This window comes from Akkermansia muciniphila, assembly GCF_018709685.1.
In the GTDB taxonomy this organism is placed as follows: domain Bacteria; phylum Verrucomicrobiota; class Verrucomicrobiia; order Verrucomicrobiales; family Akkermansiaceae; genus Akkermansia; species Akkermansia muciniphila_E.
The window spans coordinates 46,289-58,883 of record NZ_JABDHQ010000007.1; the positions used below are offsets into that span (position 1 = coordinate 46,289).

A 12,595-nucleotide genomic window follows, 5' to 3' on the forward strand; every position below is an offset into this window, starting at 1 on the left:
GAAAACGGGGGTCAGGATTTGGACTGCTCCAGCATGCGCAGCAGCGGGGCTTCCGCCCTCTTGCGCAGGTCTTCCGGCAGTTCCACGGCGGGGGAAAGGTCCCGCAGGGCCAGGTACAGTTTTTCCAGCGTGTTCATCTTCATGTACGGGCAGGTGCTGCAGGAGCACTGCTCCGTGGGGGCCGGGATGAACTCCTTGCCCGGCACCAGCTTGCGCAGGCGGTGCAGGATGCCGGATTCCGTAACGATGATGAAGGACCTGGCAGGGCTTTCCGTGCAGTAGGGAATCATCTTCTCCGTGGAGCAGATGTGGTCCGCCAGAAGGCGCACGGCCTCCGTGCACTCCGGGTGGGCCACCACCGGCGCGCCGGGGTGCTTCTCCTTCAGGGCCAGAATCTGGTCCCGCGTAAACTCCATGTGCACGTGGCACGCGCCGTTCCACAGCTCCATGGGGCGGTTCAGCTGGCGGCCTACCCAGGCGCCCAGGTTCTGGTCCGGCACGAACAGGATGGGGCGGTCCTCCGGAGCCTGGGACACGATCTTCACGGCATTCCCGGAGGTGACGATCACGTCCGCCAGCGCCTTCACGCCGATGGAGCAGTTCACGTACGCCACCACGTAATAATTCTTATGGGCGTTCTCTTTTAGAAAAGCTTCCAGTTCCCCGGCGTCGCAGGAGGCCTCCAGGGAGCACCCGGCGTCCGCGTCCGGCAGGATGACGGTTTTGTCCGGATTGAGGATTTTGGCGGTCTCCGCCATGAAATGGACGCCGCAGAAGGCGATCACGCCGCAGTCCGTATGCTGGGCCTTGTAGGCCAGCCCCAGGGAATCGCCCACGTAGTCGGCCATGTCCTGGATATCCCCGGTCTGGTAGCTGTGCGCCAGAATAATGGCGTTGCGTTCTTGTTTCAGGCGTAAAATTTCCTCTTTCAGGTCAAAAGGTGCCATGCGGGAAAAGATGGGGGGAAGCCCCCGGCAAGTCAAGCATCATGTCCCATGCAGGGCGCACTTGTTGACGGGGGCGGGGAATTGTGGCACAGTCTGGCGCATCATACGATTATGTTTTCACTTTTAGCAGATAAACTGGATAACACGTTCCGGAGGCTGCGCGGCCTGGGCAAGATTTCAGAGAAGAACATTGCGGACGCCCTGCGCGACATCCGGCTGGCATTGCTGGAAGCGGACGTGGAGTTTGGCGTGGCCCGGGAATTCATCGGCCGCGTGAAGGAGCGCGCCATGGGGCAGGAAGTCCTTAAATCCATCAAGCCCGGGGAACAGATCGTCAAAATCTTCCGGGATGAAATCGCCGCCCTGCTGGGCGGGGACGCCGTAGGGCTGGACCTGACGGACCCCGCCAGAATCATGGTGGTGGGCCTGAACGGCGCGGGCAAGACCACCACCAGCGCGAAGCTGGCCCTGCGCCTGAAAAACGAAGGGCGCCGCCCCCTGCTGGTGGCCTGTGACCTGGTGCGCCCCGCCGCCGTGGACCAGCTGGCCACGCTGGCGGCACAGATAGAAGTGCCCGTATACAAGCCCGCCCCCGGCAGCCGGGATGTGGTGGCCGTGGCGCGTGAAGCCCTGGAATGGGCCCGGACCCAGAACGGGACCGTGATGATTTTTGACACGGCGGGCCGCCAGGAAGTGGACGAAGCCCTGATTGACGAGCTGCGCCACCTGCACGCCTTCCTCTCCCCGCGGGAAACCCTGCTGGTGGTGGACGCCGCCACGGGCCAGCAGGCCGTGAACGTGGCCCAGACCTTTGACCGGGCCGTGAACGTCACGGGCATCGTCCTGACCAAGCTGGACGGGGACGCCCGCGGGGGCTCGGCCCTCTCCATGCGCTCCGTGACGGGCAAGCCCATCAAATTTTCCGGTGAGGGGGAAAAGCTGGACCAGTTCGGCCCCTTTGTCCCCGGCCGCATGGCGGACCGCATCCTGGGCATGGGCGACATCGTGGGGCTGGTGGAACATGCCGCCGCCCGCATTGACGAGGAGCAGGCGGCCAAATCCATGGACCGCATGATGTCCGGCAAATTTGACTTCAACGACTTCCTGGACCAGATGAAGATGATGCAGAACCTGGGACCGCTGGAAGGCCTGCTGGGCCTGCTCCCCGGCTTCGGCAAAATCAAGAAACAGCTTCCGGACGGCGCGCTGGATCCCAAAAGGATGAAGCACATGGAAGCCATCGTGCTCTCCATGACGGCCAGGGAAAGGAGCAATCCCAACCTGCTGAACCCGTCCCGTCGCCGCCGCATTGCCGCCGGCTGCGGCCGCTCCCTGATGGAGGTGAACAAGCTCATCAAGAATTTTTCCGAGATGCGCAAGATGATGTCCGGCAAGGGCAAAATGGGCGCCATGATGAAGCAGATGACGGCCATGAAAGGGAAGGGCGGCAAGATGCCCGGCCTTCCCGGCATGGGCGGCGGTCTTGGTTCCCTGAAAGGTCTTGGCGGACTTGGCGGAGGATTGGGCGGCCTCTTCGGCGGCCGCAAATAACGGTTATGACCGGAGGCGCGGCTGTGCAATCAGCCGCGCCTTTTTATTTGCGTGCACGGAGAGCGGCCCTCTTGGCGGCGCCCTTTGCGTGAAAGAACGGCTGGGGCGTTCCCGTACTCCGGGAATGACGGATCAAAGGCGGTTTTACCGGGTGGCGGCTGTGCTGGTTCTGGCCGGCTTGCTGAATGCGGAAAAAGGTAATGCCGTCCCGGCGGAGGAGGTGCTGCTCCCCGCGCCCTCCGCATGCAGGTCTGACCGGTCCGCCGTGGCGCGTCTCCCGCTCCGGCTGGCGGTCTATGCGCCGGAAAAGGATGCTCCCGTAGTGGAAGCTCTCCTGAATGTGCTCAACGCCCAGGGCGTCCTGTCCGGCCTCTCCATGACCGGGGACAGGGAATCCGCAGACGTGGTGTGCTCCGTGGAAGGAACCCCCGCGGGAACGGGAGAAGGATATGAGGCGCGCCTGGACGCCGGGAAGGAGGGCCGGGGCGTGCTGCATTTGAAAGCGGCGGCTCCCTCCGGGCTCTTTTACGCCTGGCAGAGCACGGTGCAGATACTGAACGCCAACCGGACCGCGGAAGGCTTCTCCGTGCCCGTTTTCTCCATCAGGGACGTTCCCCGCTTTGAATGGCGGGGCATCATGCTGGACGTCTCCCGCCACTTCTTCACCATGGCGGAGGTCAAGCGCATGATTGACACCATGTCCCTGTTCAAGCTCAACCGGCTTCACCTGCACCTGACGGACGGGCCCGGCTGGCGCATGGAAATCAAAAAATACCCCCTCCTCACCTCCATGAGCGCGTGGCGCGTGCCGCTGGCCAACGGGGAATGGAACTGGCAGGAAGTGAAGCTGGCCATCCAGGAGCATGACCCGGAGGCCACCTACGGCGGCTTTTACACCCAGGATCAAATGCGGGAAATCATCTCTTATGCCCGCAGCCGCCAGGTCGCCATTGTGCCGGAAATAGACCTTCCCGGCCATTCCTACGCGGCCATGCATGCTTACGGGGATTTGATCTGCGACGGGGTGGACTTTCCCGTGGAAGGCAAAAAAGGCCGGGACGCCGTCTGCATGGGGCGTCCGGAAACGCTCCGCTTCGTGAAAGACGTGGTGGATGAACTCAAGGCCGTCTTCCCGCCCGGCTCCCCCATCCATCTGGGCCATGACGAGGTATCCGCGGAAGCATGGAAAAACTGCAAATATTGCCAGAGCCGTCTGAAAGACCTGAAGGAGACGGACCTCAGGGCCCTGAGCCGGGACTTTCTGCAGCAGATTGCGGACTACGTTCGCCAGGGCGGTTATGACGCCATCGTCTGGGATGAAGCCGGGGAGCTGGAGGCGGACAAGCACATCTTCGTCATGGTATGGCGCGGCAATGACTTTGCCGCGGCGGCGGCCAGAAAGGGGCATCCCGTCATTCTGGCCCCCTGCTCCCACTTCTACTTTGACTACTACCAGTCCGCCGCTCCCACGGAGCCGAAGGCCATCGGGGGTCTGATACCGCTCAGGCAGGTCTACGGCTATGAACTGCCGGAACTCTCTCCGGAGGAGGCCGCCAAGGTGCGCGGCCTCCAGGCCAACATCTGGACGGAATACCTGTACAACATGGGACTGGTGGAATACATGGCGTGGCCCCGTGCCCTGGCGCTGGCCGAACGCGCCTGGAGCGACTGCGACCCGCGGGACTACAAATCCTTCCGCAGCCGCGCGGCCCTGGCCCTGAAGCTCCTGGAAAAACTGGCCGTGAAATACCGCCCCATGGATGATGAGGATTAAGAAGCGCCCGGAGCGGACGTTCTTTTAATCCGGCGCCTTATGAGCTTCACGGTTTCCTTTTCCGGGGGAAGGCTGATTGCGGGATTCAGCCGTGCCGCCTTAAAAGGCCCCTCCGGTTTCCGGAATATTCCGTGCCTCCCTGTCTTTTTCCGTTCATGGGAGTTCCGTTTCCTGGGGTTTTATTGACAGAAGATGCCGGGTCATGTATGAAATGACTCTAGCTGATTCCCTGTTTATGAAAAAATACCGGTTTCTGTTTCTGGCTTCCCTGATGGTCCTCGTCCTGCTTGGCGGCATGGCCGTGGTAGCCTGTTCCAACAACTTCAAGCATGTGCCGCAGACGGGGTTTGTGGAGCATTGTGTGAAGAATGGGGATTCCCGCATTCCTTTTGATGCCTACTGGAACGCTCCGGATGACAAGGTATGGAATGACAGGGTGAACGGCGTAAATGGCAAAAAGGTGATGATGGCCGTTCTTCCGGTGGATACGGTTCACATGGATGTGAGGCCGGAGACCAGTGAAGGGTTTGACGCCCTGCGCAATCTGGCGGCGTACTTCCAGAAGAGCGTGACGGCCAGCATGGAGAAGGAGGTTGCCAAAAACCCGAATTTCGACATGGTTCCCGTCGGCACCAAGGGAGCCTATACGCTGGAACTCGCCATCATCTCCATTACGCCTACGAACGCCAAAGCGGGCATCTTTGTCACGGCGTTGAGCGGCATCAAGGGGGGCGGCCTGGTCAAGAGATTCATCAAGAAGGGGCACATCGCCATGGCGGGACGCCTGCGTGATGAGAATGGCCGCATCGTTTCCGAATTTGCGGATTACGAGGAAGACCACAGCTCCCTGCTGGGCGTGGACACCAAGGACTTTAAAAAATACGCCCACCATCAGCACACCATTGACGAATGGTCCCGTGAAATTACGGATGTGTATTCCTCCACCTACGGGCACAAGACGTCTAAACGCATGATCTCCATCAATCCCTTTTAAGGGTGGGCGTTCGGAAACTCCGTGCAGGAGAAGCTGCCTTGCGGCCGGGAGACCGCAAGCTGAATGGAGTGGTGCCTGCCCGTTCCAGGGACGGCGGAAAGCGGGCTTGTCCCTTCTATTCCCCGTATTCCGCCCAGGAACTGCTGGTCTCCCACACGCGCACGCGTTCCAGCGTGACGCAGTCCCGCACGGGGTACTCCCCGCAGCTTTCCTTGGCTTTTTCCAGCGCATGCCGGGCAAAGTTGAAAATGGTGCGCGCCATCACCTCGCTGGTGGGGTCTTCCCGGTCAAACGGGATGATGCGTTCCCCGTACGCGGCCACAAAGGCGGCGTAATTGGGGTCTTCCGTATTCACGCACAGGGAATGGTCAAACTGCTGGAGAAAATCCCCCATCATCTGCTTGACGGCCTTGAAATCCAGCACCATGTCATTCGCGTCCAGCGTATCCGCCCGGAACACCATCTCCACGGAGCGCGTATGGCCATGGGGGAATTTGCAATTGCCGGGGTGCTTGGACAGAAGGTGCCCGCTTTCCAGTTCAATGGATTTGCAGATTCGGTAGGCCATGAGGGCAGGATAGCGTGGGAAGGGGCGGCGGGCAATCCCAATCAGAGTCTGTCTGCGTCCCCCCTTTCCTGCGTGCGGAAGGGGGTGTGACGGCTCTAGCTGGCGGTGGGCGGCTTTTCCTTGCGTGCGGCAGTGGTTTCTGTCAACATCCGGAAAACCAGCCTTTTACCCTATGGCCTACCTTTCATGGTCCTTCCTGAAAATGGGAGAAAAATCGGATCGCAGGACAAGCCTTCTTTTCCTGCTCATGGCGGCCATCCCCATCATTTTTGTGGCCTTCTTCGTCTTCATGCTGGGGGCGGCTACGATCTTGTACGCCTGGGCCGCCCTGCTGCCCATGCTTCTCCTCTTCTATCTGCCCTTCGCTTTGCGGAAGGAAAAAGTGCAGGACATTCATGCCCGGAATATCCTGTTTGGCAGGGACCCGCTGACGGTCACCTTCAGGCCGGTGGTGAGGAACTGGGTATATGCCGTTTATGCTGTGCTTCCGGCGTTTCCCCTCCTGTTTTACGGTTGGAAGATGCCCTTGGACAATCTCGGGAACGGAAGGAATCTGGCGGAATTCTTCCTGATATGGACATCCCTGTATGCCGTCTTCACGGTGCTGGCGGTTTTCCTGGGAAAGGCGCGGTACTTGAAGCCGGGCAGGCTGTTGCTGGCCGCTGGCGCCAATCTGACGCTGATGCTGCTTTATTCCCTGCTTGGGTGAAGCGGGCGCCGCATAGGTTCCGGAGGTTTTCCTGTGAAGCGGATTGCGGCACGTGCGGAAAACAGGCTGAAAGACAGTATTCGGCCGCTTGTGTGTTTAACTTCTCAAATGAGAAAATCTTGAAATAAATGTTATTTTATGCACAATCTCCGTGCCGGGTTGGTCCCGGATTGAAAAAGGAGGTGTACCATGTGAATTACTGTATCATACTAACTAGGCTGATTGAATTACTCATTGTAATGTTCAGCTAACGAAAAGCCCCGTCCTGCTGACACAGGACGGGGCGATTTATTAGAGGTGATGTGATTTGTATGATACTAACTGGGACTACTATGGAAAATTTCCATAAATAGTCAAGAGGGAAAATCTCCGGGAAACGTCTTGCAAGGTTTTCTGGCGGCTGTGGATTTCCTCATGGAATGCTTGAACGGCGGACCGTGGGATGCTCGGGAGAGTTCACCCAAAAGCCCAAAAGGGATAAAAGAGTGCAGGGATGAACCGGTTTTTATCCCGCTTCCCGTGAAGAAGGATGAGGGATGGCCGCGGCTCTTCCTGTAAAAGCCCCGTAAAAAATCCCCTGTTCCGCGCGGCATGGCGGAACAGGGGTAAAAATCCGGCGCTCTGTCCGGGCGGCTTAATGGCCGCAGCCGGCGCAGGCCCAGCCTTCGCGGATCTTCGCGAAGAAATCGTTGCCCTTGTCATCCACCAGAATGAAGGCGGGGAAGTCCTCCACCTCAATCTTCCAGATGGCTTCCATGCCCAGTTCCGGATATTCCAGCAATTCCACCTTCTTGATGTTGTCCTTGGCCAGGATGGCGGCGGGACCGCCGATGGAGCCCAGGTAAAAGCCGCCGTGCTTCTGGCAGGCGTCCGTCACCTGCTGGCTGCGGTTGCCCTTGGCGATCATGATCATGGAGCCGCCGTTTTCCTGGAACAGGTCCACGTAGGAATCCATGCGGCCCGCGGTGGTGGGGCCGAAGGAGCCGGAGGGGTACCCTTCCGGGGTCTTGGCCGGACCGGCGTAGTACACGGGGTGGTCCTTCATGTACTGGGGCATGCCTTCACCCTTTTCCAGGCGTTCCTTCAGCTTGGCGTGGGCGATGTCGCGCGCCACGATGATGGTGCCGTTCAGGCTCAGGCGCGTGGTGACGGGGTACTTGCTCAGTTCCGCCAGCACTTCCTTCATCGGGCGGTTCAGGTCAATGGAGACGGACTCGCTGGAGGTCATGCGCAGGGCTTCCGGAATATACTGTCCGGGGTTGGTTTCCAGCTGTTCAATGAAGATGCCTTCCGGCGTGATCTTGGCCTTCGCGTTGCGGTCCGCGGAGCAGGAGACGCCCAGGCCTACCGGGCAGGAGGCTCCGTGGCGGGGCAGGCGGATGACGCGCACGTCCAGCGCATACCACTTGCCGCCGAACTGGGCGCCCAGGCCCAGCTTGCACGCTTCTTCATGCAGTTCCTTTTCCAGCTCTAGGTCGCGGAAGGCGCGGCCGTACTCGTTGCCCGTGGTGGGCAGGTTGTCGTAATACTTGGTGGAGGCCATCTTCACCGTCTTCAGGCACTTTTCCGCGGACGTGCCGCCGATGACGAAGGCGATGTGGTACGGCGGGCAGGCCGCCGTGCCCAGCGTGCTCATCTTCTCCACCAGGAACTTCTTCAGCGTGGCCGGGTTCAGCAGGGCCTTCGTTTCCTGGTAAAGGTAGGTCTTGTTGGCGGAGCCGCCGCCCTTGGCGACGAAGAGGAAGGAGTACTTCATGCCTTCCACGGCTTCAATGTCAATCTGGGCGGGCAGGTTGGTGCCGGTATTCTTCTCCGTGTACATGTCCAGCGCAACCGTCTGGGAATAGCGCAGGTTGTTCTGGGTGTAGGCATCGTAAACGCCGTGGGAAAGCTGTTCGCAGTCATCGCAGCCGGTCCAGACCTGCTGGCCCTTCTTGCCCACGATGGTGGCGGTGCCCGTATCCTGGCAGAAGGGCAGGATGCCGGCGGAGGCTACCTCCGCGTTGCGGAGCATCGTCAGGGCCACGCTCTTGTCATTAGCGCTGGCTTCCGGATCGTCCAGAATGGCGGCCACCTGCTTCAGGTGGGCCGGGCGCAGGAAAAAGGCCACGTCATGGAAGGCTTCCGCGGCCAGCAGGCGCAGGCCCTCCGGCTGTACCTTGAGCATGGGGTGCCCTTCAAAGTCCCCCACGCTCACGTAGTCGGACGTGATGAGGCGGTACTGGGTGTCATCCTTTTCAATGGGAAAAGGGTCCTGGTAATGAAAATCCGGTGTTGCCATAACGGGGGGCAATATAGCGGAGCGCCGCCCCCGGTTCGAGCAAAAAAATCAGGGCCGGTCCAAGCCGGAATCAATCATTAAAAAAGGCTTCTGTTCCCCCAGCGTACGGAAGGGAACGCAGTTTTTAAAGAACCATGGGCAGGCGGGGGACAGCATGTCCCTGAGGATGAAGTACAGTAATTCCCGGTCCATGCGCCGTTCCTCCTCCGGGGTGAAGATGCAAATGACGGAAACAGGCTGAATGGTGGTAACCAGGGGGACTCCCCACATCTGCCACAAGCTGTTTCTGATGTTGAACACCTGGTGCACCCTCCCCCGGAAGGCAATCGCCACGGCCACGTTTCCCGCCGGGCTTCCGTCCATGAAGGAACGCAGCTTCTTCCACGCCCGGGGCAGCAGGTCGCACGTGATGGTGCCGTCCTGCTCCCGTGACGCGTACCGGACATCCTCCGGGGCAATCAGGGATTCCGGCCGGATGAAGGCCCAGGCCGGGACGGGCTCCGGGAAACCGGGGCGGTTGTAAGGAATGGAGCGGAACCCGCTTTTCAGGTGAATGGTTCTTCCCCGCCGGAGTTCCGGGAGGAACCTCTGTTCCAGTTCCGCGCTGCGGGGATGCACGGGATAAATGGCCAGCTCCTTTTTCGCCTCCCGCTGCTGCTGTTCCGTGAGAGGCGGAAGCTGGTTATTGATGGCCGTGCACAGGCCATCCAGCTGGCGGTCATCCCCCGGCACGGGAATGAGGGTGGCATGGGAAGGCGCTCCATGGAGCACGGGCGTGGACAGGATGGCTCCGCGCAGGACTACGGCTATCCTGTCCCTGCCGGGCCGGAGGGCGGCGCAGGCCTGTTCCAGCTTTCTGGCCCCTTCTTCATTCCAGACGATGTTCAGATGCCCCGGATAATCCAGATTGGGGCGTGCGGACTGGGCATAATCCCCGGTGACGATGGGGGCGTTCCCCAGAAACAGGTACTCCTTCTCCGCGTTCTTTCCTTCCTCCGCGCCCGGGCGGCTCCAGAGCCGGTAGCCCGGTACGGAAAGCGTTCCTTCCTTCACCAGCCGGCTGCTGTCCGGATGAACGGCGTACAGGGCCAGATCACGGGGGGTGAAGGAAATCGCCTTTCCGGCGGCAGCCTTGCGGTTGAGCAGTTCAGCCAGGTTTTCAGCTTCATTTTCCCCGTCCAGTCCGGAGACGGTGAAGGTATTGGAAAGAATGGCCATCACTACGGGAGCCGTGGTTACCCTTCCATGGACCAGAACCGCCAGCCGGTCATGCCCCAGCTTCATGGCGGAGGTGGTTTCTTTCATGGCTCTTCCGCCCCGTGTGTTCAGGGTGATGTTGATCTGTCCGGGATTGCCCGGATCAGCCTGTGCACGCTCCACATCCGCTTCCGTGATGACGGGAGCATCTTTCACAAACAGCCGTGTCCGTTTCATTTCCCCATCGTTCCCCCGGAACTCATGCACGCAGGCCGTGTACCCTTCCGGGGCCGGTTTGCCTTTGCCGGCCAGCTCCTGATTGTCCGGATGCACCATCCTGACGGCAATGGCGGGAACGGGCGGAGGAACTGCCTCCGCCAGGGCGGAAAGCGGGAGCCGGAAGGCGGAAAGGAGCAGCAGGCAGAGTAGTTGTTTCATTGTTAATACGATAGAATCCCTTGGACATGCCAGGCAAGAAAAAAGAACGGACTGAGGCGCCGCAAGCCTTTGCGTTATTAATGTCCCCGCCGTGGCCCGCAGGACGCGCCTTCTTCATTAAGATGGTCTGCTCATGGCCGTTCCCGGTTCAGTTGCCGTATGGCCTTTCGTCGCGCCAGGCCCCGGAATAAAAATCCCCCGGAACCGCAGGGTGCCGGAGGATTTGAGTCAAGGGAACCGTCAGAGGGTGGCCATTCCTGTTCCGAAAGGGCGGGTTACGTCCCCTGTAGTTTACTGCCGTGGTTTGCGGCGGGGAGAAGAGGGGGCGGAGGACGAAGAACTGGAAGAGGAAGAAGACTTGGGGGCGCCGTATTCCTCCGGAATTTCCGCAGCCATGGGAGTATCGTTCACCAGGCTGCTTTCGTCGTCGTAATAATTCTTCATCCTCCTTTGGGCGTCCTTGATCAGAGTGGCTTCCGCCCATTCCTCCACCGTCATGTTGTCTCTTCTGGCAGCTTCTTCAATGAGCTTGTAATCCTCCGTGCTCAGCATGACGGCAAAGGGTTTCCAATTGGCTCTTGCCGCCTCCTTCAGTTTTTTCTCTCCTTCCGTCTTTTCCATCATGAGCCGGATGAGAGCTTCCTTGTCCTTGGGGATGGACACCTTGGCAAGCCAGTTGCGGACCGTGTGGGGAGAGACGAAGCATGCGGCCGCAAAATCACTGCGGGAGATGTTCTGGGCTTTCAGCCATGCCTTGATCTGCACCTTGAGTTCATCCTGATTCTCACTCATGTAATGATTTATAACGGGAATGGTGCGATTTTTCAACCTTTTTTGTAAAAGGTAACTTTAATGGTATATTTTCGTTGACTAAAGTACCATTTCAGGTGCATTATGACAGCGTAAGAGGGCTGTTGAAGCCATTATTGCACCAAAAGAAGGATTTTTATGAAGGCGGGAAATAAAAAAAAGAGTCAGAAAAAAATTCAAATCAAGGGGAAAATGCCGTTATCCGTCCATTTTTTCCGGGATGCGGAAGCTGAAGCCCTCCAGGTGGATCGCTGCCTGCTGGACAAAGCTACCCTGATTGCCTCTGCTGTCAAGCGTCTCCGGGAAGATATGGGCAACGGATCGTCCTCCCGTCAAAAACCTTCCGCATGACTCAAGAGATTTATTGGGAACTGCTGGCCTGGTTGTTCCGCTCCTTCCTGGCGGTGACGGCCTTCGCTTTTGTCGTGGCGGGGTACCAGGCGCTGCGGTGCCGCCCCCGGTGCGGGAACGGACAGGGCAGGCGGGAGAATCCGGGAAGAAGGAATGCGCTTCCACGCCGGCAGCCGGGCAGGGGCGCCGGGGAAATTGACTTCTCCCCCCGCCTCCCGTATCTTCCGGGAATGCCCCGCCGTCTTCCGGATAAAACCGCTTTGTCCGCCATGAGCCTTGAAGAACTTTGGCGTCTGTTCCCCATTATCATAAGTGAGCCCAGGCCGGAATGGGCGGAAATCTACCGGAGGGAGAAGGATGCTCTGGAATCCGCCGTGCCGGGTCATTGCATCCGGCGCCTTTCCCACTTCGGCAGTACCGCCGTTCCCGGCCTGGCGGCCAAGCCCACCATTGACATTCTGCTGGAGGTGGGGCCTGATTCCCTTGTCTTTGAAGTTCCCGCCCTGGTGGAGAAGTGCGGCTACCGGGAGATGCACCGTGACGAGGCGCAGATGCGCCTGGTGCTGGTGAAGGGGTATACGGAAAAAGGCTTCCGGGGGCAGGCTTTCCACCTGCATGTGCGCCCCTGGGGGGACTGGGATGAACTCTACTTCCGGGATTACCTGGCCGCTCACCCGGAGGAGGCGCAGAAGTACGCCGGCCTCAAACGCTCTTTAAAAGAGAAGTTTGAGTTCAACCGCGACGCCTATACGGAGGGGAAGACGGAGCTCATTACGGCCATGACCCGCCGGGCGCGGGAGGAAATGCCGGGCAGGTACGTTCCGTAAGGCACGGGGGCGGGCCTGTCCGCTTTTTATCAGGAGGGTGCGCGTGGCTTCGGCATGTAGCGGATGGGGGTCATGGGGAGGCCCTTTTTCCCTCATCCAAAATATCCTTTACAGATTTTTTGGCCTATTATGTTGCAAGCAATATACT

General features: G+C 59.6%; 11 protein-coding genes. 6 read left to right on the forward strand and 5 right to left on the reverse strand.

Going from position 1 to position 12,595, the window contains the following annotated elements; translation table 11 throughout:
• Window positions 1-11 precede the first annotated feature (11 nt).
• Entirely contained in the window at window positions 12-947 is a 936-nt protein-coding gene (gene nadA / locus HHJ06_RS06215; RefSeq protein ID WP_215428488.1) for a quinolinate synthase NadA, read from the reverse strand.
• Window positions 948-1,058: 111 nt separating this feature from the next.
• On the opposite strand from nadA, the gene ffh reads away from it, so the two are divergent.
• From ffh to HHJ06_RS06230, 3 genes are all read left to right on the forward strand, one after another.
• On the forward strand, window positions 1,059-2,498 hold the full coding sequence (gene ffh / locus HHJ06_RS06220; protein WP_215428489.1) for a signal recognition particle protein: 1,440 nt from the start codon (window positions 1,059-1,061) through the stop codon (window positions 2,496-2,498).
• A 124-nt stretch (window positions 2,499-2,622) separates the two neighbouring features.
• On the forward strand, window positions 2,623-4,272 hold the full coding sequence (locus tag HHJ06_RS06225; RefSeq protein ID WP_215428490.1) for a beta-N-acetylhexosaminidase: 1,650 nt from the start codon (window positions 2,623-2,625) through the stop codon (window positions 4,270-4,272).
• Window positions 4,273-4,483: 211 nt separating this feature from the next.
• A complete protein-coding gene (locus HHJ06_RS06230) occupies window positions 4,484-5,266 on the forward strand; it encodes a hypothetical protein (RefSeq protein WP_215428491.1) in 783 nt (260 codons plus the stop codon).
• Window positions 5,267-5,381: 115 nt separating this feature from the next.
• On the opposite strand, the gene HHJ06_RS06235 is transcribed toward HHJ06_RS06230, so the two are convergent.
• Window positions 5,382-5,834, reverse strand: a complete 453-nt coding sequence (locus HHJ06_RS06235; RefSeq protein WP_215428492.1) for a 6-pyruvoyl trahydropterin synthase family protein — start codon at window positions 5,832-5,834, stop codon at window positions 5,382-5,384.
• A 172-nt stretch (window positions 5,835-6,006) separates the two neighbouring features.
• On the opposite strand from HHJ06_RS06235, the gene HHJ06_RS06240 reads away from it, so the two are divergent.
• Complete coding sequence (locus HHJ06_RS06240) at window positions 6,007-6,543, forward strand: hypothetical protein (protein WP_215428493.1); 537 nt, start codon at window positions 6,007-6,009, stop codon at window positions 6,541-6,543.
• 634 nt (window positions 6,544-7,177) lie between these two features.
• Here HHJ06_RS06240 and HHJ06_RS06245 read toward each other — a convergent pair.
• The 3 genes from HHJ06_RS06245 to HHJ06_RS06255 form a co-directional block, all read right to left on the reverse strand.
• Complete coding sequence (locus tag HHJ06_RS06245) at window positions 7,178-8,824, reverse strand: fumarate hydratase (RefSeq protein WP_102713342.1); 1,647 nt, start codon at window positions 8,822-8,824, stop codon at window positions 7,178-7,180.
• A 48-nt stretch (window positions 8,825-8,872) separates the two neighbouring features.
• Window positions 8,873-10,459, reverse strand: a complete 1,587-nt coding sequence (locus tag HHJ06_RS06250) for a SecDF P1 head subdomain-containing protein (protein ID WP_215428494.1) — start codon at window positions 10,457-10,459, stop codon at window positions 8,873-8,875.
• Window positions 10,460-10,750: 291 nt separating this feature from the next.
• Complete coding sequence (locus tag HHJ06_RS06255; protein WP_215428495.1) at window positions 10,751-11,251, reverse strand: hypothetical protein; 501 nt, start codon at window positions 11,249-11,251, stop codon at window positions 10,751-10,753.
• A 156-nt stretch (window positions 11,252-11,407) separates the two neighbouring features.
• On the opposite strand from HHJ06_RS06255, the gene HHJ06_RS06260 reads away from it, so the two are divergent.
• A complete protein-coding gene (locus HHJ06_RS06260; RefSeq protein ID WP_215428496.1) occupies window positions 11,408-11,620 on the forward strand; it encodes a hypothetical protein in 213 nt (70 codons plus the stop codon).
• On the forward strand, window positions 11,617-12,447 hold the full coding sequence (locus tag HHJ06_RS06265; protein WP_215428497.1) for a GrpB family protein: 831 nt from the start codon (window positions 11,617-11,619) through the stop codon (window positions 12,445-12,447). The genes HHJ06_RS06260 and HHJ06_RS06265 overlap by 4 nt, the downstream gene beginning before the upstream one ends.
• Window positions 12,448-12,595: the final 148 nt, after the last annotated feature.

What these genes read in the sequence shown, in the direction of transcription:
- nadA (WP_215428488.1), bottom strand. Translation starts at nt 947, where the DNA reads ATGGCACCTTTTGACCTGAAAGAGGAAATTTTACGCCTGAAACAAGAA.
- ffh (WP_215428489.1), top strand. Translation starts at nt 1,059, where the DNA reads ATGTTTTCACTTTTAGCAGATAAACTGGATAACACGTTCCGGAGGCTG.
- HHJ06_RS06225 (WP_215428490.1), top strand. Translation starts at nt 2,623, where the DNA reads ATGACGGATCAAAGGCGGTTTTACCGGGTGGCGGCTGTGCTGGTTCTG.
- HHJ06_RS06230 (WP_215428491.1), top strand. Translation starts at nt 4,484, where the DNA reads ATGACTCTAGCTGATTCCCTGTTTATGAAAAAATACCGGTTTCTGTTT.
- HHJ06_RS06235 (WP_215428492.1), bottom strand. Translation starts at nt 5,834, where the DNA reads ATGGCCTACCGAATCTGCAAATCCATTGAACTGGAAAGCGGGCACCTT.
- HHJ06_RS06240 (WP_215428493.1), top strand. Translation starts at nt 6,007, where the DNA reads ATGGCCTACCTTTCATGGTCCTTCCTGAAAATGGGAGAAAAATCGGAT.
- HHJ06_RS06245 (WP_102713342.1), bottom strand. Translation starts at nt 8,824, where the DNA reads ATGGCAACACCGGATTTTCATTACCAGGACCCTTTTCCCATTGAAAAG.
- HHJ06_RS06250 (WP_215428494.1), bottom strand. Translation starts at nt 10,459, where the DNA reads ATGAAACAACTACTCTGCCTGCTGCTCCTTTCCGCCTTCCGGCTCCCG.
- HHJ06_RS06255 (WP_215428495.1), bottom strand. Translation starts at nt 11,251, where the DNA reads ATGAGTGAGAATCAGGATGAACTCAAGGTGCAGATCAAGGCATGGCTG.
- HHJ06_RS06260 (WP_215428496.1), top strand. Translation starts at nt 11,408, where the DNA reads ATGAAGGCGGGAAATAAAAAAAAGAGTCAGAAAAAAATTCAAATCAAG.
- HHJ06_RS06265 (WP_215428497.1), top strand. Translation starts at nt 11,617, where the DNA reads ATGACTCAAGAGATTTATTGGGAACTGCTGGCCTGGTTGTTCCGCTCC.